Source organism: Cedecea neteri (assembly GCF_000758305.1).
GTDB lineage: Bacteria > Pseudomonadota > Gammaproteobacteria > Enterobacterales > Enterobacteriaceae > Cedecea > Cedecea neteri_C.
Genome location: NZ_CP009458.1, coordinates 4,861,937 through 4,884,414, shown reverse-complemented (window position 1 = coordinate 4,884,414; position 22,478 = coordinate 4,861,937). Strand labels below are relative to the sequence as shown.

Below are 22,478 nucleotides of genomic sequence, written 5' to 3'. Positions count from 1 at the left end.
TTGTATCACTTGCCTCGGAATTAACGTCAATGACGGAAAACATTCATAAACATCGCATTCTGATCCTCGACTTCGGCTCTCAGTACACTCAGCTGGTGGCGCGCCGCGTCCGTGAGCTGGGCGTTTACTGCGAACTGTGGGCCTGGGATGTTACCGAAGCTCAAATTCGTGAGTTCAACCCAAGCGGCATCATCCTTTCCGGCGGCCCGGAAAGCACCACCGAAGCAAACAGCCCGCGTGCGCCTGAGTACGTGTTCGAAGCCGGTGTGCCGGTGTTCGGCGTTTGCTACGGCATGCAGACCATGGCTATGCAGCTGGGAGGCCACGTTGAAAGCTCCAACGAGCGTGAATTCGGCTACGCGCAGGTTGAAGTGAAAACCGACAGCGCGCTGGTTCGCGGCATCGAAGACTCCCTGAGCGCAGCCGGTCAACCGCTGCTGGACGTCTGGATGAGCCACGGTGACAAAGTCACCGCTATCCCATCTGACTTCGTGACCGTTGCCAGCACCGAAACCTGTCCGTTTGCCATTATGGCCAACGAAGAAAAACGCTTCTACGGCGTGCAGTTCCACCCGGAAGTGACCCACACCCGTCAGGGTCAGCGTCTGCTGGAGCGTTTTGTGCTGGAAATCTGCGGCTGCGAAGCGCTGTGGACCCCGGCAAAAATCATTGAAGATGCTATCGTTCGCATCCGCGAGCAGGTGGGTGACGACAAAGTTATCCTTGGCCTGTCCGGCGGCGTTGACTCTTCCGTGACCGCGATGCTGCTGCACCGCGCCATCGGCAAAAACCTGACCTGCGTGTTCGTGGACAACGGCCTGCTGCGCCTGAACGAAGCTCAGCAGGTAATGGACATGTTCGGCGACCACTTCGGCCTGAACATCGTTCACGTTGAAGGCGAAAACCGCTTCCTGACCGCGCTGGCGGGCGAGAACGACCCGGAAGCCAAGCGTAAGATCATCGGCCGCGTGTTCGTGGAAGTGTTCGACGAAGAAGCGCTGAAGCTGGAAGACGTTAAATGGCTGGCGCAGGGCACCATCTACCCTGACGTTATCGAGTCTGCGGCCTCCGCGACCGGGAAAGCACACGTCATCAAATCTCACCACAACGTGGGCGGCCTGCCGAAAGAGATGAAGATGGGCCTGGTTGAGCCGCTTCGCGAGCTGTTCAAAGACGAAGTGCGTAAAATTGGCCTCGAGCTGGGCCTGCCGTACGACATGCTTTACCGCCACCCGTTCCCGGGCCCAGGCCTCGGCGTTCGCGTGCTGGGCGAAGTGAAGAAAGAGTACTGCGACCTGCTACGCCGTGCCGACGCTATCTTCATCGAAGAGCTGCACAAAGCCGACCTGTACAACAAAGTGAGCCAGGCGTTCACCGTGTTCCTGCCGGTCCGTTCCGTGGGCGTGATGGGCGATGGCCGCAAGTACGACTGGGTTGTTTCCCTGCGTGCGGTAGAAACCATCGACTTCATGACCGCGCACTGGGCGCACCTGCCGTACGACTTCCTCGGCCGCGTGTCCAACCGCATCATCAACGAAGTGAACGGCATCTCCCGCGTGGTTTACGATATCTCCGGCAAGCCACCTGCTACGATTGAGTGGGAATAAGTTTTTAGTTTCGACTACAAACCGTTAGCTTCAAAATCGCCAGCAAAATCAAAGGAATTTCTGGCGATTTTTTTTATCCCTCATATTCAAACACCTCCACGTAATCCCTTCCTCTTAACATCCCCAGTATCTTAAAAAATTAACGCATGTGACTCATAGTCCGTGGAGTATGCAGTGAACAAAGGCGATGCTTATCCGTGTTGAAACATCAAACACGGGAGCGAAAGTATGAAAGCACAGGACTGGCATCCGGCGGATATCATCGCTGGCATCAGGAAGAAAGGCACGTCGCTGGCGGCGTTATCCAGGGACTCCGGGCTGGCGTCATCGACGCTGGCGAATGCCTTAACCCGGCGCTGGCCGAAGGGCGAGCGGCTTATCGCCGAAGCGTTGGGCAAGCAGCCGGAAGAGATTTGGCCTTCTCGCTATGAAACCTCGAATGCGGAAGTGGAGGCGGCGGACGGATAAAATACTCTTCTTACGATGGCTGAATCCTGTTCGGGTATGATGTATCTGGCACTCAAAATACATAAAGGGCGGAAGGATTCCCTTTATGTACAGGCTTTATTCTTCTGGCGGATAAACATAATCCCAACGGAAAAATCCACATAACTTGAAAGAGTCATCATCTGCGAGAGATTTTTTCTTCGACTTAACATAGTTTGGCGGCGGGCAGGTGACGTTGCATAACCAATATCCCGGCTCTTCAATGCCTTCTAAAGTGGCCATTTCCTTTGCCAGGGGATTGAGTTCGCTTAGAGAGAAATAAATAAACTCGCCAATCGATATCTTTATCCATTCCTCAGGTGATTGATCGGCTTTTAACGGCGTGGCATGTAGAGGGGATTTCGCTAATTCAACGAAGTCATGTATCTGTTTCATCGACCAGTCGCAGAACTCAAGTGTCGGTTTTTCGCCAAGAAAAATGTCGAATAATTTTTCCTGTGTGTGGTCTGGGGGAGAAGAATACCGTTCAGCAAAATGAACTTCGTTCTGCGCTATAGCATGGAGAAGATAGGCTGCAACGAGTGATTCAAGGTTATGAAGGACAAGCGCGGGATGTTCACCTGCTCCACCCCCAATGATAAGATTGGCCGGAGAACAGGAAAAATCATAACTTTCCCAAGATCCCTCTTCCACGGTTTCAAGAGGATGATAAACAGGAAGCCCATTAAAGAAACCAACAAGCTCATGTTTGATTAAATCGATGTAGCTCATATGTACTGCTTTGTCCTTATTAATCTATTGCCGCCAGTAAGCCTCTGATTCGCTCACTACGGCCTGAGTGTGCCAGTGATTTGCAGCGCGAAGTATATCTGCTGTCTGCGTATCATTGGCATTTAATGGCCGCCAGTCAGAAGCACGGCAATAACCCGAAGCTGAATTTAGAGTAAGAGGGTATTTTTTTAGTGCATTGATTTGAGCATCGGCAAGCGAAATTTTATTTGCCCCGCCTGCAGAGGTCGGGTTTGCGAGCTGTACGCCATCATCTTCCCAGCCACAGACACAGCAAATATTGAATGAGCCATAATACTCTTCAAATGTTAAAAAGCCGCAGCAGGGACAGGGGATATCAATCATGAAATTTATCTACGTAATATTAATCGGCTTCAAATATAGAGCTTCTTTGTGCTTGTGTTGTACAGATCTTTTAGCTTACTCACTTTCTTCATCGTAACGCTTCTGGCTGCGCTGAATGGTGTCTATATTTTCCAGCGTCCAGTTAAACAGAATCGAGAAAGTCTCCTGCAACGATTGCCCGAGCGGGGTCAGTGAATATTCCACGCCGAGTACCCGGCCATCCAGGACTTTGCGTTTGACCATGCCGTTGCGCTCCAGCTTGCGCAGCGTCTGCGTCAGGACTCGCTGCGTCACGCCCTCCAGTCTTCGCTTAATGGCGTTAAAACGCTGCGGCTCGCGAAGGACTTCCAACACCATCATCGACCACTTATCGGCTATTTGATCCAGTACGATACGGCTTGGGCAGTCTGCCCGGTAAACAATGTCACTCTTGCTCATAGATATCCTCCAGCATCCCTGGGATGGTTAAGGTGCGTAATTGACGCCAGGTATCCAAAATATACTATCCAGGGGCTGGCGAAAATACCGGCAGACTATTTTCCAAATGATAAAGGAAGCCCCGATGAGAAATACAAATTACAGCAAGATCCTGCTTACTCAGCGCGATGGCGTTATGACGGTAACGATCAATAACCCCCCGGTGAATGTACTTGATGTGGCGCTTATGTCCGAACTCACCCAGGTTCTGCTTGCAGTGCGTAGCGATCCCGCTATTAAGGTTTTAGTTTTCGACAGTGCAATCCCTGAATTCTTTATTGCGCACGTGGATATGACGCTGATTGATGAGCCTCACGCCTTCGACGAATTAGCGAAGGCGGCTCCTGATGGGCTAAATCCTTTCCAGTCTTTTGGCGAACTCTTACGCAGTCAGCCGCAGGTTACCCTCGTGAAACTGGCTGGCCTCGCGCGCGGCGGAGGCGCGGAGTTTGTTGCCGCCGCAGACATGGTGTTTGCTGCAGAAAAACGGGCAGGTCTGGCGCAGTGTGAAGCATTAATGGGTATTGTTCCCGGCGGAGGGGCGACACAATATCTGCCCGACAGAATGACGCGAGGCAGGGCGCTTGAAGTGGTGCTGGGTTCGGAGCTGATAGATGCCAAACTGGCGGAGCGATATGGCTGGATCAACCGAGCATTACCTGATGACGAACTGGACTCTTTTGTCGAGAGACAGGCGTACAACATTGCCAGCCTGCCTGACGGCGTGATTGAGGCGGCGAAAAAAGCCATTCCGGCTTCGGATCTTAGGGAAGGGTTCCACCGCGAACACGAGGCCTGGGCTGGACTCTTTGCCCGGCCTGCGGCAGAGAGGTTGATCCGTGGCGGACTGAAGGCCGGGGCGCAAACCGTAGAGGGAGAAACAAGGCTTGAAAGCCTGCTGCGCGACCTCAGTATCTGACTCAAAAGCCCGCTATATAAATCCCGATTGATCTGCTAAAACATCTGGCGGCCTGACTACGGCAAAAGTTAAACAAGACTGAGGTAACGAACACCATGAATAAAGCAGATCATCTCCAGGCGGTCACGGCCAAAGCCCGGGCGATCATGGCCCGGAACAATATTGAGGCTCTGGTAGTGACCACCCCGGACAACTTTTGCCATGTCACCGGGTTTGCCAGTTTCTTTATGTACACCTTCCGCCACACCGGCGCGGCGCTGGCGGTTATTTTCCGGGATGAGAAGCTGCCTTCGTTGATCGTGATGAATGAGTTTGAGGCGGCTGGTCTGCAGTTTGATCTGGCGAATTATGAGCTGAAGACCTTCCCGGTTTGGGTGGATGTCGATGAGCCTTTTAACCCACAGCGAGTGGTGAAAGAGCGGCCGATTGGCCCGCCGGTGGAGGCGGTTTTCACGCTGCTCAAGTCCACATTGGCGGACGCGGGCGTGCTGGATAAAAACATCGCTATCGAGCTGAATGCGATGAGCAACGGCGGCAAGCAGACGCTGGATAAGGTGATCCCGAATCTACGGCTGGTGGACTCCACGGCAATTTTTAATGAGCTACGGATGGTCAAAAGCCCGTGGGAGATAGCTTTCCTGCGTAAAAGCGCGCAGATAACCGAGTATGGCATCAGTGAAGCCTTTAAGGCGATTGGCGCGGGCTGCTCGGCCTGGGATCTCACTGCTGCCTATAAAGCAGCCGTGATGCAACACCCGGAGACCAACCTTTCGCGCTTCCATTTGATCTCGGTCGGCGATGACTTTGCCCCTAAATTACTCCCGAGCCGTGAACCCGTTAAACCGGGGGATTTAATCAAATTTGACTGCGGCGTGGATGTCGCCGGTTACGGGGCGGATTTGGCGCGAACCGTGGTGTTCGGGCAGCCAACGGCCATGGCAGAGCGAATCTACCAAACCATTCTGCTGGGCCACGAGCATATGCTCAGCCTGATTGGCCCGGGCGTGAAACTTAGCCACGTGTTTAACGACACGATGAGTAAAATCAAGGCCAATGGCTTGCCGCACTATAATCGCGGCCATTTAGGGCATGGCGATGGGCTGTTCTTAGGCCTGGAGGAGGCGCCGTTCGTGAGTGCTGCGGCAACCGAAACCTTTGAACCGGGTATGGTCTTTAGCGTGGAAACGCCTTACTACGGTATCGGCGTCGGGGCTATCATGCTGGAAGATATGTTGCTCATCACCGACGACGGCTATGAATTGTTTAGCCAGTTACCGAGGACGCTACAGCGTTTTGAGTAAGCTTAATTCGGGGCAATGAGTTGCCCCGTTAATCTCTTAATTAAGGTATTATTGCGAATGCGTGTTGCCAGCTTTGCTAAATTGAATATCTTAATTTTGGCGTGGTTGGATAGTACATTGCATTATTAAAAATAAAGGAACCGGCGAGTTTAATTTGTGTATTAAATTGTTATAAATAATGGTGGGTTATAGCAGGCGGGTTCCTTTAGCGAAAAACTAACGGATTTTAGTATAAACGGCTTACATCTACCATTTTTGCATGGGCGAGAGTATATTCAGCAGGCCTCAGTCTCATTCTTTGTTTAGCTAAATTCATCGCCTGCTGGCTGGCGCCAGAAAAATCCTTCGGGTTTTGCCCCTCAGAGATGCCGCACCCTTTTTGATAGTGAAAGTTGAATGTTTTGGGAATAACGCCAGAGTAATATTCATTGGAATACTCGGCGCTGCCACCCTGCGCTTTGATAAAGCTGACAATGTCATTCCCTATATGGCTGCTGGGAGGGGAACACCGCACGTAGCTTTGCTTACCGTCACCGCCAAAGACCGTTGCTTTAAGGCTGCTCATATTAATGTTTTTAGCTTCTAAAGTATTCTTAATTTCTCTTAAGTTTTGCTGCAACCCGATATCTGAATCAAAATGCGCGCAGAGAAGATAATCATGTTGCTCTGATACAGCATAAAGCCCCAGGCAGGTTTGTATTGCCGGCATGGAAAGATCAAGCCCTTCTTTTTTGAACAGACCATATTGGCCCTGAAATACGACGACTCTCATATAATTAATTTCCTTATTAGATGGAATACCCGCGCAAAGAATATAGCAATCTAAAAAGAATGACACGTAACCATTAGTGAGATATTTCTGTAAAACGCCAGATGCCGAATCAGAATAATTGCAGTGCAATCGGGCGTAAATACTTGTCCGGCCTCAGCTAAAAAATGCCAGCTTCACCGCAAATATCGCCAGAAATAGGCCGGTAGCTTTCCCCAGCAGATAAACCATGCCTGGCCGCGAACGCACTTTCTCGGCAAGCGAAGTGGTCAGGAAGATCATTATCGAACAGTAGATAAAGGTGAGCGCGGCGGCAGTACCGGCCAGAATAGCGAACGTCGGGATCCCCAGACTGCGAGCCGGGTCGATAAACAGCGGCAGGAACATCACGTAAAACAGAATGGGTTTGGGGTTCATCAGGGTGATGACCATGCCCTGCAAAAACGGCGTTCTTTTGCCGGTCACTGGCGGCGGCGGGGCGCTGGTTTTGGCCTTCATCAGCAGCTGTGCACCCATCCACAGCAGGTAAGCTGCGCCCAGCCACTTAATTATCTGGAAAACATGCGGCGAGGATTCGAGCAGCGCCGCCACACCCGCGATAGCCAACCACAGCAGCACCTGGTCACCCAGAATAATCCCCATCAGGCAGAGATAGCCGCTGCGCGCGCCGCCTTTGCTGGCGCTGGTGATCAGGATCAGATTCCCGGGGCCGGGAATGATTAACAGCAGGATGAAAGAGACAACAAAGGTGCCGTAATGAATGATGCCGGGCATGCTCAGGTTTTCCTTAAAAGTACTTAGTTCAGGTGATGCGTTCTTGCTTTTTATTCGCCGTACTGGCTGGCTTTATGATGGGAAGGAAGGCCGGTAGGCGGCAACCGAAAAGCGTGATATGTTTTCCTTATCTATGAAGAATTTCGATTTGTCGAAAGCTGCCCTTTCCAATAACTGACTGAAAATATGGCCGGAATAAAGCTAAATCAGCTGGAAATGCTGATAGCCGTAGTGGAAAACAATGGTTTCAGCGCCGCAGCCGCAGCATTGGGCTGTACGCAGTCGCGCATCAGCCATGCGATTGCCGAACTGGAGCAGCATCTGAATGTGCGCCTGTTACACCGCTCGCGCAGCGGCTGTGTGCCGACAGCCGCCTGCACGCAGATCCTAAAAGATGCGAAAAAAATCATGCAGCTTCTGGACGGCATTGAGCAGACGGCGGCCGAAGCGCCGCAGCTTGCCGGGCGTGTGCGAGTGGCCTGCTTCCGCAGCGCGACGGCGAACCTGTTGCCGCCTTACTTTGAGGCGCTGGCCACGGCTCTGCCCGATATTCATCTGGATATTGATGACAGCGCGACGGAATACCATCACCTCAACGACGCGGTGGTGTCCGGGCGGGCGGATATCGGCATTACCATTCAGGGCTACCCGGATTCGCTGCACGGCGTGCCGTACATCAGCGATCCTTACGTGCTGATGCTGCCCCGCAGCTTCCGCCTGCGGCAGCCTTTTAGCTGGCAGCAGCTGGAAAATCTGCCGTTTATCCAGCCGAACGCCAACACGTTAAGCCCCGCCGTGGAGCGCTGCCGTGAGATGGGGCTGCGTAATGAGGTGGTACATAAACTGGCCAGCGACAGCGGGATTGTCGGGCTGGTGAATCAGGGCCTGGGGTTTTCCATTATGCCGTGGCTGTCGGTGCTGCCGGTGCCGGAAAACATGCGTATTCTTGATTTGCCCCAGCCGCTGCGCCGCCATTTGTTCATCGTCACTCGTCCCGAGCTGCGCCATGACAAAGTGATCGCCACGTTGATTAACTTCCTGCGCGATAAGGCGCTGATCCGCACGACCAGCGTCTGGCGCTCGGGCATGCTGGCTTTCGATTACTGACTGGTTTTTGCCAGGCGCTCTTGCAGGCTCGCAAGATCCGGTAAAAACCAGCAGCTTTTGCCCCGATTGCATTCCACGATCAGCGCTTCGAGCGCCTTGCTCTTCCTTTGCCAGGGTTCAACGTCCCCGAGGATCGCCAGCCCAAGCCGGTAATTCACCAGCTTTTGTAGCCAAAGTCCCGCCACGCCGGTACGCAAATCGAAAAAGCTGTCGGGTAGCCGCTTGATGGGAAGAGCGATCCACTCCGCCTGCAGCTCAATGGCCTGGCCGATGCCTTCCCGTACCGCTTCGTCATCAAATGTGGAGCCTTGCTCAGCAAAACAGAGCACTTTGATTTCCCCTGTCTGGATGAGTTCTTCCGTCATCATTGCGACTCCTTCGTTTTATGCCAGCCACTGGCTGGTCAGTGACATGGTCTGGGTGTCAAAGTCGATACGCATCCGCACGCCGAGCGGGAGCGTCAGCATCGGGTGCGTGTGGCAGCAGTCAAAATCAGAGACGATGGGGATCTCGCGGCCATTCAGTACTTCCCTCAGGATGTGCAACGGCGTTTTTCCGCTGCCCTGATCGTCAAACAGTTCGTGCCTGCCGAGCACAATGGCGGCGATGCGGTCGAACACGCCGCACAGTAAAAGATGGGAAAACTCTCGCTCCAGCTCCGCCGCGCTGTGCAGGCTGTCTTCAATAAACAAAATATCGCCCCGGTTGATATCGGGCATGTATTCGCTGCCCCAGATGCCGTAAAGCGTATTCAGGTTGCCGCCAATGACGCGGCCTTCTACCTTGCCTGTGCCCTCGAAGCACCAGCTGCCCGGACGCAGAGTTTTCGCCCGGGATTGTGTTTCCCAGTCGAGCATTTCCTCGGTCCACGCTGCCGGCTGGCTCAGCGTGTACGGCAGTTCCTGAGGCCGGCTGAGAATATTGAGGAAATAGTCAAACGTGCTGTCGACCAGCGGAGGGAATTCCCCCAAAGAAGCCACCACCGCCGGGCCATAAAAGGTAATCAGCCCAATCCTCTGATAGATACCCGCCAGCAGCGCGGTCACGTCCGAATAGCCGATGATGATTTTGGGATCTTTCATCAGTTGCGCGTAGTCGATATAAGGCAGCAGCGAGTTGCTGTTTAAGCCGCCGATGGCCGAGATAATGCAGCGCACGTTCGGGTCATGCAAAAGGGCATTAAACTCATCTGCCCGCTCGCGAATGGAGCCAGAACGCCAGAAATCTTTTTTGCCCGTCAGGCTGCCTTCCTGCAGGTAAAATCCCTGTGACTCAATAAACGCTTTTGCCCTTTGGTAGCGATGTGGGGCAAACGCGGTGGCCGCCGATGAAGGGGAAAACACGGCGATGGTGTCTCCCGCGGTTAATGGGCGAGCATAAATTTGCGGCATGGCGGCTTCTCCCCGTGGGTCAGTTAGCGGCTGGCGGTAGCCGGGAAAACAAACGCAAACTCTTCCTGTTCAAACTCATCGGGCGCTTCCCACAGGCTGCTGGCGACTTCAAATATCTCGTCCGGCACCACCATCGAGAAGGTTTCGCCTTGCTCGGTATTGCGACGCTGCACGCGCTCACGGCGAACGCTTTTGGGCGCATCGAGTACGTGTACGCAAAACGGAATACCTTCCTCCTGCAACTGGCGGAGCAAGGCTAACCTTGGGCCTTGCTGAATTAGCCCCAGTTCCAGCGCAATGCTGTTGGTGGCCAGCACGGTGCGGGCATAGCTCAGGATCAGCTCAATAAGCCTATCTTTGCGCTCCACATACCAGGGCACAAAATTCCCGGTCGGGCGGTCTGGGCTGTAAAGCCGCACGAACCACTCGTCCAGCGCGATATGGGTAAAGCCGTCGGTTTTGGCCAGGGCTTTAGCGTAGGTTGATTTACCCGCGCCAACCGGGCCTTCAATAAAGTGTATTTGGTTCATCATGTAAGCTTTTTGTCGGAGGAATTATCAGGCGCGTTTTGGCGCATCCAGCCTGATAGTAGCGGGAGAAATGGCTTTTAAATAGCTACCTTATTTGTTGTTTTTATAAGAAATAACCCGATGATTATTGATAGTTATTTTCCGGCAATTCTTAGCATCATGTTGAATTTGTGAACGCTTTTTCCTCTGCAATACTGCCCTGGCGTGTGCTGAAACGTATAAGCCCGAAGGGCAAAATTGCGCGGTATGAGGAAGTGCAGAAGCATCATGATTCAACTAGAAAACATCAATAAAACCTATCCGGGCAATGTGCAGCACGCGATTAACTCGCTGAATATGACCATCAACGAAGGGGAGTTTTGTACCTTTGTTGGCCCCAGCGGCTGCGGGAAAACCACCACGCTGCGAATGATAAACCGCCTGGATATCCCGGACAGCGGTGAGGTCTATATTCAGGGGGAACCGCTTTCCCGTGCCGATATCATTCAGATTCGCCGTAAAATTGGCTTTGTGATGCAAAGCCCGGCGCTGTTTCCTCATCGTACAGTCGCAGAAAATATTGCTACCGTGCCGCGTCTTTTAGGCTGGGACAAGCGAGCCATTTCACGCCGCATTGACGAGCTGGTGGCGCTGATGTCCCTCAACCCGCTGGTGTTGAAGCGCTATCCCCATCAGCTTTCTGGCGGGCAGCAAAGCCGGGTGTCTATCGCCCGCGCCCTTGCGGCCGATCCGCCGATTTTGCTGATGGATGAGCCTTTTGCCGCCATCGACCCCGTCGTGCGTGACAGGCTTCAGGGCGAGCTTCTGGCACTACAGGCCCGGCTGCATAAAACCATTATTCTGGTGACACACGACATCAACGAGGCAATTCGCCTTGGCGACCGCATTGCCATTTTCCGTGAAGGCGGACACCTCGAGCAGTTCGACACCCCGGACAACATTCTCTCCTGGCCTGCCAGCGACTTTGTGCGCGACTTTATTGGCCCCGAGCCCAATCTCAAGCGGCTGGGCATGATGCGCGTGGGCGATCTGCCGCGCCGGGATGTGCCGGTCTTCACGCACGATGCGCCTGCATTCGCCGACCCTGCCTTGCTTCACGGGCAGCGAGCGCTGATCCTGGACGCCGAAGGGCGGCCTCAGCACTGGCAGGAAAACGGGCAGCAGTTGCCGGTTCGTATCGCCAAAGAAAGTGAGTCGCTGCGCCACGTTTACAGCGCCTTGCTGGATGTCCCGCAGGGCGTGCTGGTGCGCGTCACCGCTGAAGGGCACTACGCAGGTGCCGTGGACAGCGCTCTGTTGAGCGATGCGCTTAACCGGCACCAGGAGCTGCACCGCAATGATTGACTGGCAATGGGTGACCGACAATCTCGACATGATAGGCGAGCTGATGCTGCAGCATTTGCAGATGGTGCTGCTGTCTCTGGCGATGGGGACGCTGCTGACCGCCGGGATGCTTTTACTGTCCATCGTCTGGCCGGCGCTGTCCGGCCCGCTGATTTCCCTGAGCGGGGTGCTTTTCACCATCCCGTCGCTGGCGCTGTTTATTCTGCTGCTGCCGTGGACCGGGCTGTCAGTGACCACGGCGGTGATTGGCCTGACGCTTTATTCGCTGCTGATCCTGCTGCGTAACGTGCTGGCGGGCATGCAAAAACTGCCCGCCGACGTGCTGGAATCGGGCCGGGCGCTGGGCTACACGCGCTTTGGCCGCTTTATCGATGTGGAGCTGTTTCTGATTCTGCCCGCGCTGTTTGCCGGGCTACGCATCGCTTCCGTGACTTTGGTGGGCTTAGTGATCGTCACCGCGCTGATAGGCCAGGGCGGGCTGGGGCAGCTCATGATCCTGGGGTTCAACCAAAACTTTTTAACGCCGATTCTGGTCAGCCTGGTGCTGAGCCTGGTGCTGTCGCTGGTGCTTGACCTGCTGATCGCGCGTCTCGGATACAGCCTGACGGGGTGGACGCGCTGATGGAGATCGTACAGCAAACCTGGCTTTGGTTTTTGCAGGCCGACCACTGGGGCGGCGATCTCGGCATCTGGCACCGCTTTGGCGAGCATCTTTATTACGTACTGATAAGCCTGCTGCTAGGGGCGCTAATTGCCCAGCCGCTCGGCATTCTGCTCGGCTACTGGCGGCGCGGGGCGTTTTTCGCCATCAACCTGTTCAACATCGGCCAGGCGTTCCCTTCGCTGGGGATCATCTTGCTGTGCATCATGCTGCTGGGTTTTAACGATGTACCGGTGTTTATCGCCCTTGTCGCGCTGGCGATTCCGCCGATGCTGACCAATACCTACGTCGGCATCAGCCATGCCGATCAAACGCTGTGCGATGCGGCCAAAGCGATGGGCATGACGCCGCTGCAAAGCCTGATCAAAGTGCGTATTCCGCTGGCGATGCCGCTGATTTTTGCCGGGATCCGTACCTCGCTGCTGCAGCTAATTGCGACGGCGGTGGTTGCGGCCTACGCCGGGCTGGATGGCCTCGGGCGCTTCCTGATCGACGGCCTGGGGCAGCGCGACTACCCGCAGGTGATCGCCGGTTCGGTGGTGATTTCCCTGCTGGCCGTTGGCTGCGAGCTGCTGATGTCGCAGGTGGCTAAACGCTGGCTCAAGTTTGCAATACCAACCGCAGGTTAACGCCTGCGCACAACACAACATAAAACAGAGAAAGGTGATGATGATGAAAAACTGGCTGACTACGGCGAGCAAAAGATTCCAACTGACTTTACTGGCGGCAGGGCTGGCAAGCGTAGGGTTTGCGGCGCATGCGGAAACCGTCACGATTGGCGGCGCGAACTACTCAGAACAAACGATCCTGGCCAACATCTACGCCAGCGCATTAAAGCAGCAGGGCATCGAGGTGAAAACGCGCCTCAACCTCGGTAACCGCGAAATTATCATTCCGGCGCTGAAATCTGGCGAGCTGGACGTGGTGCCGGAGTATCTCGGTGCGCTGCTGAACTATTACCACGGCGGCAGTAAAGCGACGACCGAACAAGAAGTCTCTGCCGAACTGCAGCAGGCACTACCGGCCGATCTGGCGCTGCTAAAACCGTCCTCGGCGGCCTCCATTACTGCATGGGGCGTGCGCGAAGAGACGGCCAAAAAATATAACCTGAAAACCCTGTCCGACCTGGCGAAGGTTGCCCCTGAGCTTGTGGTCGGTGGCCCGCCGGAAGTGGCGACCCGCGCCCTTGGCCTGCCGGGGCTGGAGCGCGTGTACGGCATCAAATTCAAATCCTTTAAGTCGCTGGATATCGGTGGCCCGCTGAGCCGCCTGGCGCTGAATTCCGGCAAAATCGACGTGGCAACGCTGGTGTCGACTCAGGGCGATCTGCTGAAAGAGAAGTGGGTGGTGCTGGAGGATGACAAACACGAGCAGCCGGCTCAGAACCTGGTCCCGCTGGTGCATAAAGGCGCCGTTTCGCCAAAAGTAGAGGAAGTGCTCAACGATATCTCCGCCAAATTGACCACCAAAGATTTGATCCAGCTGAACAAGCTGGTGGACGTCGATCATAAAGATCCGGCTAAAGTTGCCGACCAGTGGGTAAAAGAAAAACTGGCCGCTAAATAATGAGTCCCCGGCCAGGGAGGGCCATTTCACAACGAGTATCCCGCCATGCCGCAAGCTACCGCCATTTTTAATCTGTTCTTCTTCAATCCGCAGGGCGATTATCGCTTTTCCTGGCGCCACCCGAACGCGCCGGGCAAAGAGATTTTCACCCTGAAGTATTACGCCGACCTGGCGCGCAGAGCCGAAGCCGCCGCGCTGGATAACATTTTTATCGCCGACCATGTCGCCATCTGGGACACGGTGCCGAGCGGCGTGCCGCATTACGCGAACCCGCGGCTTGAGCCAATCACCCTGCTGGCTGCGCTGTCGGCGGTGACCGAAAACATCGGCCTGATGGCGACGGCTTCGACGTCCTACACCGAGCCTTATAACCTGGCGCGCTACTTTGCCTCGCTTGACCATTTGAGTGGGGGGAGGGCGAGCTGGAACGTCGTCACGTCCTGGTTACCGGAAGAGGCGGCCAACTATGGACTGAACACCTTGCCGGAGCACGGCAGGCGCTACGAGCGCGCCGCCGAGTTTATCGCAGTGGTAAGAAAACTTTGGGATTCCTGGGAAGAGGAAGCCGTGCTGATCGATAAGCAAAGCGGCTATTTTGCCGATCCTGAGCGTGTACATCCGCTCAACCACGCAGGCGAGTTCTTTAAGGTGCGCGGCCCGCTGAACGTGCCGCGCCCGCCGCAGGGGCACCCGATTGTGGTGCAGGCTGGCTCCTCCGAATCCGGTAAAGCGCTGGCGGCGGCCCAGGCCGATATTCACTTTGTGTTTATGAGCAATATCGAGAAAGGGCTGGCCTATCGCGAGGATATGAATAAACGCCTGCGTGAGAATGGGCGCGAGCCGGAACACTTTAAGATCCTAGGCGGCGTGCTGCCGGTGGTGGTGAATACGCCGGAAGAAAAGGAGCAACGTCGGGCGCTGATTCAGACTCTGATGAACGACCAGATGGCACTGGATCTCCTCAGCACCTACCTGCGGATGGATATGGGGGAATACGATCGCCATGCGCCTCTGCCGCCTTTACCGGATGAACAGGGCTTTGACGGGCTGAGAACCGCGCTGCAGATCATTAAGGGTTACGATCCTGCACTGACGGTGCTGGAATTGGGCAGATTATTGCTTCAAAGCTCCGACAGCTGGCTGGTTATCGGTACCGCGCAGGAAGTTGCCGACACGCTAAGTGAGGCGTTTCATGCCGGGGCTGTGGACGGCTACAACCTGATGTTCCCGTTCTTGCCGGTGGATTTCGATAATTTTGTCGACCAGGTGGCGCCGATTTTGAAAGAAAGCGGGGTGATGCAGCAGGCTTATCGGCCTGGTACGCTGCGCGAGAAGTTGGGGTTGCCGCCGGTGGGGAACCAGTTTAAGCGGGGGTGACAGGTTCGCCCCTCACCCTAACCCCCTCCCCACGGGGGAGAGGGGACTAAAAACGAAAGGAATAACGAATACTCCCTCTCCCTGAGGCAGAGGGGACTAAAAACGAAAGGAATAATGAATACTCCCTCTCCCCCTGGGAGAGGGCCGGGGTGAGGGTAAAAAAAGCAGTAACCTAAAGCGTCACCAAACCACTAGTCGCAGCTTTCTGCGCCGCATCGCTAATCGTCTGATAATCATCCCGGTCGGTCGCGGTAAAATCCTTTATTAGCAACGCATCCCTCACGGCTCGCCACTCAGGCTCGCTCACCAGCCGTTTCAACGCGCGACGCAGCTGCGCCAGTTCCGCCGCCGAAGTTTGTGCCGAAGTGATCATCGGCAAACCTGGCGCCAGCGCCGTTGTGCCAATAGAAACCAGACCTGCAACGCGTTCCGGTTCGTGGTGAGCCACCAAAGCGAAGGTAACGGCATCAATGGCGGCAATATCACTTGTGCCGGCCTGTACCTCCGCCAGCGACTGGCGGTGGCTGCCGCTAAAGGTGATGTCTGAGAAGAACTTCCCGTCTTTTTGCAGCGGGGCGACCAGGCTACGCAGGCCGTGATAGCCGGACTGCGAATCGTCACTGTTACAGACGACGCGTTTGCCCCGAAAATCTGCCAGCGTTTTTCCTGCGTCGGCTTCACGAACAATCAGCAGGCTGCTGTAGTGAAATCCTTCGCAGCCTGCCGTCTGATAATGAAACGTACCGACGACCTGCACGTTCGGCAGCAGGGCGCGGAGGGGATAACCGCAGGTCTGGCTGAGCAGCAGCCGCGAGTCTTGCCAGTGGTTCAGGCGGTCTTCGGGTTCGCTATAAATCAGGCTATCGCCGTCCAGCCCTTCTTCGCTCAGCAGTTGGCGTAAAGCAGCTAACAGCGCTTCGGTATCCGGGTGATGCACGTCGTACATTGGCAGCGAGATAAGCTTACTCATGGGCTTTCTCCTGCGGCACCGCATCCTGCGCCAGGCGGCCGTCCGGGAAGAACGGGTTAATTTCCACCTGGATCGGTTTAATCAGGTGCTCGCGCATCAACTCGCCGTAGCCGTTCACAAAGAAGCCCTGGTTCCGTTTCAGGTATTCCTCTTTATAGGCACGGTAAACGGTTGGCAGCCCGTACCACGGAATCCCTGGGAGATCGTGGTGCACGGAGTGATAGTTCAGGTTTAAGAACAGCAGGCGCCAGAACATGCCCGCTTCGTTAATTACCGTCCGGGCCTCAGGATCTTCCGCGGCGCGATGTTCGAAGAAAGAGCGGACTTTGGTCATCGCCAGCATCGGCCAGGTGACGACCAGCAGGTAGTAAACCACCGAGAAATCATGCTTCACCAGCCAGCCGAGCACCGGGATTAGCAGAAGAATATGTACCGTCCACATCGCCATTGCCGGGCGATTGCCGCTGCGGAACGTTTCCCAGATATTGACCACCGTCCAGCGCATGGTCAGCACCGGCGTCAGCAGCAGCCTGCCGGGGAAGGTGTTACGCAGGCGCACCAGCAGGCGTTGAACGCCGCTAAAATGCTGCCAGCGGCGGCGGGTAAAGTAGTAACTTTCCGGGTCAGTCTCCGGCACGGTTAAATCTTCATCCTGGTGATGTTTAAGATGCAGGTCGCGATAAGTGCCGTACGGATACCAGATAGAAAAGGGCATTAACCCGAACAGCTGGTTCAGGCGCGGGAAGCGGGTTGGATGGCCGTGCAGAAGTTCGTGCTGCAGCGACATATACCAGGTGGCTAACCAGATGAGCAGAAGCGTTGCCGGGAAGAGGCCAATAGTTTTCCACCACGCCACGGTGGCAAACCAGCCGCCATAAATCGTGATAATCAGCAGCCAGGTGGGCAGCTCCGTGCGCCACAGCCACGAACGCCGCAGTTTACTGACAAATTCTCGCTGTTCTTCATGTAAATAGACCGATGCTCTGCCACTCATTTAACTTATCGCTGCCCGCAATTAATCGTTGATTTGAGCAGAGAGTAAATCGTCGCCGCTAAAGCCCATAGGAATATAAATAGCTATGCTTAGAACATAAAATGCTTAAACAAGAAGAGGAGATAAAGGGCGAAAGACGAAGCGGCATAAAGGAATAAAAAGGCGGCTTTTGGCCGCCCAGGGGCATTACATTGATTCAATGCCAACCCGCTGACCATAGGAGAGTTCAAGTGTATTGCCGTCCGGGTCGGCAAAGAACACGAAGTAACCCACCGGATCGCCGAGCTGCTCTGGTTCTCTGCGCAGCACGCCTTCAGCTCTCGCCATTTCCGTCTTGTGATCAATCTCTTCTTTGGTTGCGCAGGCCACGCCCAGGTGACCAAAATTCCCCAGCGGCGTGTCGGTGTTGTTGTCCGCCTGTACCAGCACCAGCGCAAAAGGCCGGGTGCGATCGCTTAGCCAGGCAACCTTGCGCGCGTCCGGCAGGTTGGGTTCACGCTGGTGAATCACCTGCATAGCGGTATAGCGGAGGTAAAAATCGACGCTTTTATCCAGATCCTTCACCATAAAGGCGACGTGGGTAAAGCCGACATCAATCTGTTCCATACTGTGCCTATTCAGCTGTTTTTGATGGCGTGACTTTACAACCTCAAGTTAACTTTAGGTCAAGGCGAGGGGCCAGCAAACGGGTCGCTTGAGCATTTTTGAACAAGTGATAGGAAACGGAAAGAGCGCGCGGGGGAACCGACGGACTAGCGGTTAGCGCTGTCCACCTGCTGGCTGCTTTGTTGGGTTTCTGCTTTTTTATCCTGATGGTGGTACCAGGCCCCGATAGAGGAATAAATAAAGCGACCAAAAAAGAACAGGAAACTGATGAGCAGAATAATGCGGGTCATGCGATTATTGAAACGGTTTCGTCTTTGCATAGTCGTAACCTGTGTCACGCAGGGGTCCTTGAAGTTGGCCCGGCAGTGCGGGCGACGGGGCTATTTAGTCACACTGAACCACTCAGGTCAATTATTCATCATGTAAAAACGGCCTGAATGAATGATTCATGGGCATTTCATTCATGAGGTGAATTTGTTGTGAACTAATATGAATCATATTCAGTCTGAATTTTACCTCAGCAGTGATTCATTGAATTGATACTGATATGCATCAATTATTCTTAATGTTAGCGAACTAAAATTTGCCCCCCGTACAAACGGAAGATGGGCCGTAACTAACCGGAAAGGATATCCGGGAGATACCCGAAGAGGAACAGGGGTTTTGGCGAAGAAGTATGCAACTGGTTAGCTGGTATAAAAAATCAAAAAATAAATGGTGGGCACTGCCCCTGATTCTCCCCAGCCTTCTATTGCCGCTGGTGGCAACGTTCAACGCGCAAACGGTGTTGGATGGCGGGAGAGTTTTTCTGCTTTATATGTCGCTCCCGCTGCTAACTGCATGCATCGTACTGTTTGGGCGCGCGGCTATTCCGGGCATTGTTCTGGCGCTGCTGATTCGCTATCTGCCCTCGGAAGGCGGGTGGGTTGCGCTGCTGGCAGTCTTACACTTTATCGTGCCGATTACGGTCAGTTGGAGCTGTTACCGCTATTTTGTGCCGCGACGCAACGCGGTGACCTTTGGCATGATTCAGCTCACCGCTCAGCGTATGTTTTGGCTGGTGCTGGTAAACGCTGCGCTATTTCTGGTGTTCTATGAACTGGCGTTATTTTTAGGCTGGTACGATCGGAGCTTTTCTATTCTGTCCGCCACGCCGTGGAGCGCCCGGACATTAATTAATTTCCAGGCCGTGCTGGTGGGGGGATTAACCGGGCTGCCGTTCTTCTATTTTATTTTGCGAATGATAGTGCATCCGCGCTTTATCAAAAGCTTCTGGTCCCGTATGCGGGGGCAGCGGCAGAAGGGCGTGACGCGAAGTGAGATGTTGCTGTGGGCGGCTCTCGTCGGTTTGCTTATTTGGCTGCTGTTGTACCCGATTAGCCAGAACAAAACGATTTTTAATACCGATTACACGCTGACGCTTATTCTGCCCGTGATGCTATGGGGGGCGATGCGTTTCGGCTTTCTGTTTATTACCAACGCCTGGAGCGTGGTGCTGATTATTCTCTGCGGTGGTTTCCACAATTACTTGCCGCCGGATATGGGCTTTCAGCTGCATTTGGCCATTGCGTCGTCCTGTTATGCAGTGTTCTCCATTACCATCTATTTAATGGCGTCGGTCACCACCCGACAGCGCTTCTTGCACTATAAAGCCCGCCGCGTGGCGTTTATCGATCCGATGATGCAGATGCCGAATCTACGCGCGTTATCTCGCGACCTGGGGAATACGCCCTGGTCAGCGCTAGGATTTGTGTCGATTCCCGAGCTGGAGCTGCTGGGGCGAAACTACGGCGTTTTGCTACGCATTCAATACAAACAGCAGCTGGCAGAGTATTTGCGCGGCCAGCTGTCGCCCGGCGAGAGGGTGTACAACCTTTCCGGGCACGACCTCGCCCTGCGCCTCAATTATGAATCCCATCAGGCTAAAATTGAGTCCCTGTACGCCCACGCCCGAAGATTCCGCTTTATGTGGGACGGGATGCCGCTACAGCCGCAAATCGGCATTAGCTACTGCTTTGTGCGTCATCCGGTGTCCCATCTCTACTTGTTGCTCGGTGAGTTAAGCACCATGGCCGGCGTGTCGCTCTCCACGCAGCAGCCCGAAAGCCTGCAGCAAAAAGGCTCCAATCACATTCAGAATGCGGTCAAACGCAAAGTTGAAATGATGAACCGCCTGCAAGACGCGCTCGACCGGGACCTGTTTGTGCTGATGGCGCAGCGCATTGAAGGGCTGCGGGGCGACGCCTACTACGAGGTGCTGCTGCGGATGCGTGGCGACAAAGGCGAGTTGCTGTCGCCGGATCTCTTTTTGCCCGTCGCCCATGAGTTTGGGCTTTCATCCCGCATTGACCGGTGGGTGCTGAATGCCGCCCTGCAGTTTATGGATAAGCACCGCGACAGTTTGCCTGGCTGCCGACTTGCCATTAACCTGACGCCCGCTTCAGTGTGCCAGGCCCAGCTTCCGGATGATGTCCAGCATTTGCTGACGAAGTACCGCATTGAGCCGTGGCAACTGGTCTTCGAAGTCACAGAAAGTCACTCTTTAACCAATCTTGAACAGGCCAATGTGACGTTGAAAATGCTGCAGCGCATGGGTTGCCGGGTGGCTATCGATGACTTTGGCACCGGCTATGCCAGCTATGCACGTCTCAAAGAGCTGAGCGCCGATATCCTTAAAATCGATGGCAGTTTTATCCGCAATATTTTAACCAGCAGCCTGGATTATCAGGTGGTGAGTTCGATATGCCAGCTGGCAAGAATGAAGAAGATGCAGGTCGTGGCGGAATATGTGGAAACGCAGGCGTTGAAAGATGCCGTCCGGGCGATGGGCATGGATTATGTTCAGGGGTATTTGATTGGTCGCCCTCAGCCGCTGGAGAGCCTTGTAGAAGAACAAAGCCCCCCTGCGCCGGAAGACGCCAGGGGGCTGATGGAGTGAATCAGGCGGAGAGCGCCTCTTCGGCCTCTTCCTCAATGATCAGCTTCCACCCGGTCATACTTTCCCAATAGAGCTGTTCGCGCTCCAAATCCAGCTGTACCAGCGTGTTCTGGCTGAACCAGTCGTGCGGGAAGCGCAGCGTCCAGTGGTTGTCGTCGGTTTCCAGCACCAGCGTTGGCGGGGTGGTTGTCGCCTGGCGCTGGTTATTCAGCAGCGTAGCCAGGCGAATCAGCTGAATCAGCGGCAGGAACTGTTTCTTTTTAAACAGCGTGAAGCGCGGCAGATCGTCCAGCTTGATGGCCTTACGATGGTAGCGCACCAGGGAGGCCATCAGCACCTGCTGTTCCTGGTTGAAGCCCGGCAGGTTGCTGTTTTGCAGAATATAGGCCGAGTGGCGGTGCATCCCGCTGTGGTTGATGCTCAGCCCGACTTCGTGCAGCATCGCGGCCCATTTCAGCAGCGCGGCCATCTGTGGGTTTGCCAGCTTGTGGTTCTGTGTTTCCCACTGCTGGTACAGCAGCTCAACGGTTTCCAGTACCCGGCGGGCCTGATCGCTGTCGATGTGGTACTGCTCCGCCAGGCTTTGCGCGGTGCGAATACGAATATCCTGATGGCGGAAGCGGCCTTCCATTTCGTACAGCACGCCTTCGCGCAGCGCGCCGTCAGAAAGACGCAGCTCGCGTATGGCGAGCGCATCAAACACACCGCAGAGAATGGCCAGCCCAGGCACAAACACCGCTTTACGCTCTTCGGACAGGCCCGGCAGGCTCAGGGCGTCGAAGGTTTTAAACTTCAGCACTTCCTGCTGCAGCATCTCCAGGCGTTCCGGGGTGATCATCCCGTCTTTTTCGCCCATCTCAATCAGCACTTCATGCGCCGCTTTGATGGAGCCAGAGGCGCCCATCGCGACTTTCCAGCCCTGCAGGCGATATTGCCAGGCAAGGGTTTCCAGTTTTTGGATCGCCGCCATGCGGGCGCGCTTGAAGCTTTCCGGGCTGATGATGCCGCCGGGGAAGAAGTTTTGCGCGAAGCTGACGCAGCCCATACGGCGGCTTTCCACCAGCATCGGCTCAAAATCTTCGCCGATCACCAGTTCGGTGGAGCCCCCGCCGATATCAATCACCAGCTTGCGGCCTTTCTCCGGCTGAGTGTGTTCCACGCCCATAAAAATCAGACGGGCTTCTTCGTTCCCGGGAATGATTTCAATGGGGTAGGGGATCACTTTCTCAGCGCGTTTCAGAAACTCGGCGGCATTGGTGGCCTCGCGAAGCGAGTGGGTGCCCACAATGCACACGTTGTCTGCTGCAAATCCCTGCAGGCGTTCGGCAAACAGCGCCAGGCAGGAGAGCCCACGCTCCATGGCCTCCTCGCTTAATTTGTTATCGGGCCCGAGGCCATCCGCGAGGTGCACGCGCTGCTTCAGGCGGCCAATGATTTGCATGGCGCCATCCACCACACGGGCAATGACCATGTGGAAGCTGTTCGAGCCGAGGTCGACCGCAGCAAATTCCTGCGGCCGTGGAGCATGGTTTGATATCGGCATAATTTTATCTTCGCCTGAGAGCG

Annotated in this window: 24 protein-coding genes; 11 read left to right on the top strand and 13 right to left on the bottom strand. The window is 54.9% G+C overall.

Translation table 11 applies throughout. The features are described from left to right. The first annotated feature begins 29 nt into the window (after positions 1 to 29). Together guaA and LH23_RS22665 are read left to right on the top strand one after the other, a co-directional pair. Complete coding sequence (gene guaA / locus LH23_RS22670) at positions 30 to 1,607, top strand: glutamine-hydrolyzing GMP synthase (RefSeq protein ID WP_039296101.1); 1,578 nt, start codon at positions 30 to 32, stop codon at positions 1,605 to 1,607. Between the two features lie 228 nt (positions 1,608 to 1,835). Then, positions 1,836 to 2,075 (top strand): helix-turn-helix domain-containing protein, encoded by a 240-nt coding sequence (locus LH23_RS22665; protein WP_039296098.1) that lies wholly within the window; start codon positions 1,836 to 1,838, stop codon positions 2,073 to 2,075. Positions 2,076 to 2,171: 96 nt separating this feature from the next. Here the strand turns inward: LH23_RS22665 and LH23_RS22660 are convergent, their stop codons facing one another. From LH23_RS22660 to LH23_RS22655, 3 genes are all read right to left on the bottom strand, one after another. Next, positions 2,172 to 2,825 (bottom strand): hypothetical protein, encoded by a 654-nt coding sequence (locus tag LH23_RS22660; protein WP_039296095.1) that lies wholly within the window; start codon positions 2,823 to 2,825, stop codon positions 2,172 to 2,174. Positions 2,826 to 2,849: 24 nt separating this feature from the next. Continuing rightward, positions 2,850 to 3,188, bottom strand: coding sequence for a CPCC family cysteine-rich protein (locus LH23_RS23740; protein WP_071842761.1), 339 nt, complete (start codon positions 3,186 to 3,188; stop codon positions 2,850 to 2,852). Between the two features lie 75 nt (positions 3,189 to 3,263). Continuing rightward, positions 3,264 to 3,626, bottom strand: coding sequence for a winged helix-turn-helix transcriptional regulator (locus tag LH23_RS22655; protein ID WP_039296093.1), 363 nt, complete (start codon positions 3,624 to 3,626; stop codon positions 3,264 to 3,266). A gap of 124 nt (positions 3,627 to 3,750) precedes the next feature. Here LH23_RS22655 and LH23_RS22650 point away from each other — a divergent pair, with 124 nt between their 5' ends. Together LH23_RS22650 and LH23_RS22645 are read left to right on the top strand one after the other, a co-directional pair. Continuing rightward, positions 3,751 to 4,584, top strand: coding sequence for an enoyl-CoA hydratase/isomerase family protein (locus LH23_RS22650; protein WP_039296090.1), 834 nt, complete (start codon positions 3,751 to 3,753; stop codon positions 4,582 to 4,584). Positions 4,585 to 4,679: 95 nt separating this feature from the next. Beyond that, positions 4,680 to 5,885, top strand: coding sequence for a M24 family metallopeptidase (locus tag LH23_RS22645; protein ID WP_039296086.1), 1,206 nt, complete (start codon positions 4,680 to 4,682; stop codon positions 5,883 to 5,885). A gap of 226 nt (positions 5,886 to 6,111) precedes the next feature. Here the strand turns inward: LH23_RS22645 and LH23_RS22640 are convergent, their stop codons facing one another. Together LH23_RS22640 and LH23_RS22635 are read right to left on the bottom strand one after the other, a co-directional pair. Next, entirely contained in the window at positions 6,112 to 6,657 is a 546-nt protein-coding gene (locus tag LH23_RS22640; protein ID WP_039296083.1) for a hypothetical protein, read from the bottom strand. 153 nt (positions 6,658 to 6,810) lie between these two features. Continuing rightward, positions 6,811 to 7,428 (bottom strand): LysE family transporter, encoded by a 618-nt coding sequence (locus tag LH23_RS22635; RefSeq protein WP_039296079.1) that lies wholly within the window; start codon positions 7,426 to 7,428, stop codon positions 6,811 to 6,813. A gap of 186 nt (positions 7,429 to 7,614) precedes the next feature. On the opposite strand from LH23_RS22635, the gene LH23_RS22630 reads away from it, so the two are divergent. Then, positions 7,615 to 8,535: a LysR family transcriptional regulator gene (locus tag LH23_RS22630; RefSeq protein WP_008459387.1), complete on the top strand. Its 921-nt coding sequence runs from the start codon at positions 7,615 to 7,617 to the stop codon at positions 8,533 to 8,535. Here LH23_RS22630 and LH23_RS22625 read toward each other — a convergent pair. From LH23_RS22625 to LH23_RS22615, 3 genes are read right to left on the bottom strand one after another with little or no spacing between them, the layout of a single operon-like run. Beyond that, the gene (locus LH23_RS22625) at positions 8,529 to 8,903 is read right to left on the bottom strand and encodes a DUF4180 domain-containing protein (protein ID WP_052050425.1); all 375 of its coding nucleotides are present in this window, start codon (positions 8,901 to 8,903) and stop codon (positions 8,529 to 8,531) included. The genes LH23_RS22630 and LH23_RS22625 overlap by 7 nt on opposite strands. A gap of 15 nt (positions 8,904 to 8,918) precedes the next feature. Then, positions 8,919 to 9,926: a S66 family peptidase gene (locus LH23_RS22620; RefSeq protein WP_039296076.1), complete on the bottom strand. Its 1,008-nt coding sequence runs from the start codon at positions 9,924 to 9,926 to the stop codon at positions 8,919 to 8,921. A gap of 23 nt (positions 9,927 to 9,949) precedes the next feature. Then, positions 9,950 to 10,459, bottom strand: coding sequence for an AAA family ATPase (locus tag LH23_RS22615; RefSeq protein ID WP_231560162.1), 510 nt, complete (start codon positions 10,457 to 10,459; stop codon positions 9,950 to 9,952). A 264-nt stretch (positions 10,460 to 10,723) separates the two neighbouring features. Here LH23_RS22615 and LH23_RS22610 point away from each other — a divergent pair, with 264 nt between their 5' ends. Genes LH23_RS22610 through LH23_RS22590 form a run of 5 tightly spaced genes read left to right on the top strand, consistent with a single transcriptional unit; the run spans position 10,724 to position 15,404 of the window. Then, complete coding sequence (locus LH23_RS22610; protein WP_039296071.1) at positions 10,724 to 11,800, top strand: ABC transporter ATP-binding protein; 1,077 nt, start codon at positions 10,724 to 10,726, stop codon at positions 11,798 to 11,800. Then, on the top strand, positions 11,793 to 12,422 hold the full coding sequence (locus LH23_RS22605) for an ABC transporter permease (RefSeq protein WP_039296068.1): 630 nt from the start codon (positions 11,793 to 11,795) through the stop codon (positions 12,420 to 12,422). The genes LH23_RS22610 and LH23_RS22605 overlap by 8 nt, the downstream gene beginning before the upstream one ends. After that, a complete protein-coding gene (locus LH23_RS22600) occupies positions 12,422 to 13,090 on the top strand; it encodes an ABC transporter permease (RefSeq protein ID WP_039296065.1) in 669 nt (222 codons plus the stop codon). Before LH23_RS22605 ends, LH23_RS22600 begins: the two co-directional genes overlap by 1 nt. Before the next feature lie 37 nt (positions 13,091 to 13,127). Then, positions 13,128 to 14,027 (top strand): ABC transporter substrate-binding protein, encoded by a 900-nt coding sequence (locus LH23_RS22595; protein ID WP_039296063.1) that lies wholly within the window; start codon positions 13,128 to 13,130, stop codon positions 14,025 to 14,027. 45 nt (positions 14,028 to 14,072) lie between these two features. Next, positions 14,073 to 15,404 carry an NtaA/DmoA family FMN-dependent monooxygenase gene (locus LH23_RS22590; protein WP_039296060.1) on the top strand — a complete coding sequence of 444 codons (1,332 nt, stop codon included), beginning with the start codon at positions 14,073 to 14,075 and terminating at the stop codon, positions 15,402 to 15,404. A gap of 172 nt (positions 15,405 to 15,576) precedes the next feature. On the opposite strand, the gene LH23_RS22585 is transcribed toward LH23_RS22590, so the two are convergent. From LH23_RS22585 to LH23_RS23735, 4 genes are all read right to left on the bottom strand, one after another. Beyond that, positions 15,577 to 16,374, bottom strand: a complete 798-nt coding sequence (locus tag LH23_RS22585) for a phosphate/phosphite/phosphonate ABC transporter substrate-binding protein (protein ID WP_039296058.1) — start codon at positions 16,372 to 16,374, stop codon at positions 15,577 to 15,579. Further along, the gene (locus LH23_RS22580; RefSeq protein WP_039296056.1) at positions 16,367 to 17,368 is read right to left on the bottom strand and encodes a fatty acid desaturase; all 1,002 of its coding nucleotides are present in this window, start codon (positions 17,366 to 17,368) and stop codon (positions 16,367 to 16,369) included. Before LH23_RS22580 ends, LH23_RS22585 begins: the two co-directional genes overlap by 8 nt. A gap of 186 nt (positions 17,369 to 17,554) precedes the next feature. Next, positions 17,555 to 17,974, bottom strand: coding sequence for a VOC family protein (locus LH23_RS22575; protein ID WP_039296054.1), 420 nt, complete (start codon positions 17,972 to 17,974; stop codon positions 17,555 to 17,557). 146 nt (positions 17,975 to 18,120) lie between these two features. Further along, positions 18,121 to 18,294 carry a YfgG family protein gene (locus LH23_RS23735; protein WP_034809523.1) on the bottom strand — a complete coding sequence of 58 codons (174 nt, stop codon included), beginning with the start codon at positions 18,292 to 18,294 and terminating at the stop codon, positions 18,121 to 18,123. 356 nt (positions 18,295 to 18,650) lie between these two features. On the opposite strand from LH23_RS23735, the gene LH23_RS22565 reads away from it, so the two are divergent. Continuing rightward, positions 18,651 to 20,912, top strand: coding sequence for an EAL domain-containing protein (locus LH23_RS22565; RefSeq protein WP_039296052.1), 2,262 nt, complete (start codon positions 18,651 to 18,653; stop codon positions 20,910 to 20,912). Between the two features lies 1 nt (position 20,913). Here LH23_RS22565 and ppx read toward each other — a convergent pair whose 3' ends face one another. Further along, positions 20,914 to 22,455, bottom strand: coding sequence for an exopolyphosphatase (gene ppx, locus LH23_RS22560; RefSeq protein ID WP_039296050.1), 1,542 nt, complete (start codon positions 22,453 to 22,455; stop codon positions 20,914 to 20,916). Positions 22,456 to 22,478 lie beyond the last annotated feature (23 nt).

Bases quoted from the DNA above. Each gene is read 5' to 3' on its own strand.
- guaA (WP_039296101.1), top strand. From the start codon at position 30: ATGACGGAAAACATTCATAAACATCGCATTCTGATCCTCGACTTCGGC.
- LH23_RS22665 (WP_039296098.1), top strand. From the start codon at position 1,836: ATGAAAGCACAGGACTGGCATCCGGCGGATATCATCGCTGGCATCAGG.
- LH23_RS22660 (WP_039296095.1), bottom strand. From the start codon at position 2,825: ATGAGCTACATCGATTTAATCAAACATGAGCTTGTTGGTTTCTTTAAT.
- LH23_RS23740 (WP_071842761.1), bottom strand. From the start codon at position 3,188: ATGATTGATATCCCCTGTCCCTGCTGCGGCTTTTTAACATTTGAAGAG.
- LH23_RS22655 (WP_039296093.1), bottom strand. From the start codon at position 3,626: ATGAGCAAGAGTGACATTGTTTACCGGGCAGACTGCCCAAGCCGTATC.
- LH23_RS22650 (WP_039296090.1), top strand. From the start codon at position 3,751: ATGAGAAATACAAATTACAGCAAGATCCTGCTTACTCAGCGCGATGGC.
- LH23_RS22645 (WP_039296086.1), top strand. From the start codon at position 4,680: ATGAATAAAGCAGATCATCTCCAGGCGGTCACGGCCAAAGCCCGGGCG.
- LH23_RS22640 (WP_039296083.1), bottom strand. From the start codon at position 6,657: ATGAGAGTCGTCGTATTTCAGGGCCAATATGGTCTGTTCAAAAAAGAA.
- LH23_RS22635 (WP_039296079.1), bottom strand. From the start codon at position 7,428: ATGCCCGGCATCATTCATTACGGCACCTTTGTTGTCTCTTTCATCCTG.
- LH23_RS22630 (WP_008459387.1), top strand. From the start codon at position 7,615: ATGGCCGGAATAAAGCTAAATCAGCTGGAAATGCTGATAGCCGTAGTG.
- LH23_RS22625 (WP_052050425.1), bottom strand. From the start codon at position 8,903: ATGATGACGGAAGAACTCATCCAGACAGGGGAAATCAAAGTGCTCTGT.
- LH23_RS22620 (WP_039296076.1), bottom strand. From the start codon at position 9,926: ATGCCGCAAATTTATGCTCGCCCATTAACCGCGGGAGACACCATCGCC.
- LH23_RS22615 (WP_231560162.1), bottom strand. From the start codon at position 10,459: ATGATGAACCAAATACACTTTATTGAAGGCCCGGTTGGCGCGGGTAAA.
- LH23_RS22610 (WP_039296071.1), top strand. From the start codon at position 10,724: ATGATTCAACTAGAAAACATCAATAAAACCTATCCGGGCAATGTGCAG.
- LH23_RS22605 (WP_039296068.1), top strand. From the start codon at position 11,793: ATGATTGACTGGCAATGGGTGACCGACAATCTCGACATGATAGGCGAG.
- LH23_RS22600 (WP_039296065.1), top strand. From the start codon at position 12,422: ATGGAGATCGTACAGCAAACCTGGCTTTGGTTTTTGCAGGCCGACCAC.
- LH23_RS22595 (WP_039296063.1), top strand. From the start codon at position 13,128: ATGATGATGAAAAACTGGCTGACTACGGCGAGCAAAAGATTCCAACTG.
- LH23_RS22590 (WP_039296060.1), top strand. From the start codon at position 14,073: ATGCCGCAAGCTACCGCCATTTTTAATCTGTTCTTCTTCAATCCGCAG.
- LH23_RS22585 (WP_039296058.1), bottom strand. From the start codon at position 16,374: ATGAGTAAGCTTATCTCGCTGCCAATGTACGACGTGCATCACCCGGAT.
- LH23_RS22580 (WP_039296056.1), bottom strand. From the start codon at position 17,368: ATGAGTGGCAGAGCATCGGTCTATTTACATGAAGAACAGCGAGAATTT.
- LH23_RS22575 (WP_039296054.1), bottom strand. From the start codon at position 17,974: ATGGAACAGATTGATGTCGGCTTTACCCACGTCGCCTTTATGGTGAAG.
- LH23_RS23735 (WP_034809523.1), bottom strand. From the start codon at position 18,294: ATGCAAAGACGAAACCGTTTCAATAATCGCATGACCCGCATTATTCTG.
- LH23_RS22565 (WP_039296052.1), top strand. From the start codon at position 18,651: ATGCAACTGGTTAGCTGGTATAAAAAATCAAAAAATAAATGGTGGGCA.
- ppx (WP_039296050.1), bottom strand. From the start codon at position 22,455: ATGCCGATATCAAACCATGCTCCACGGCCGCAGGAATTTGCTGCGGTC.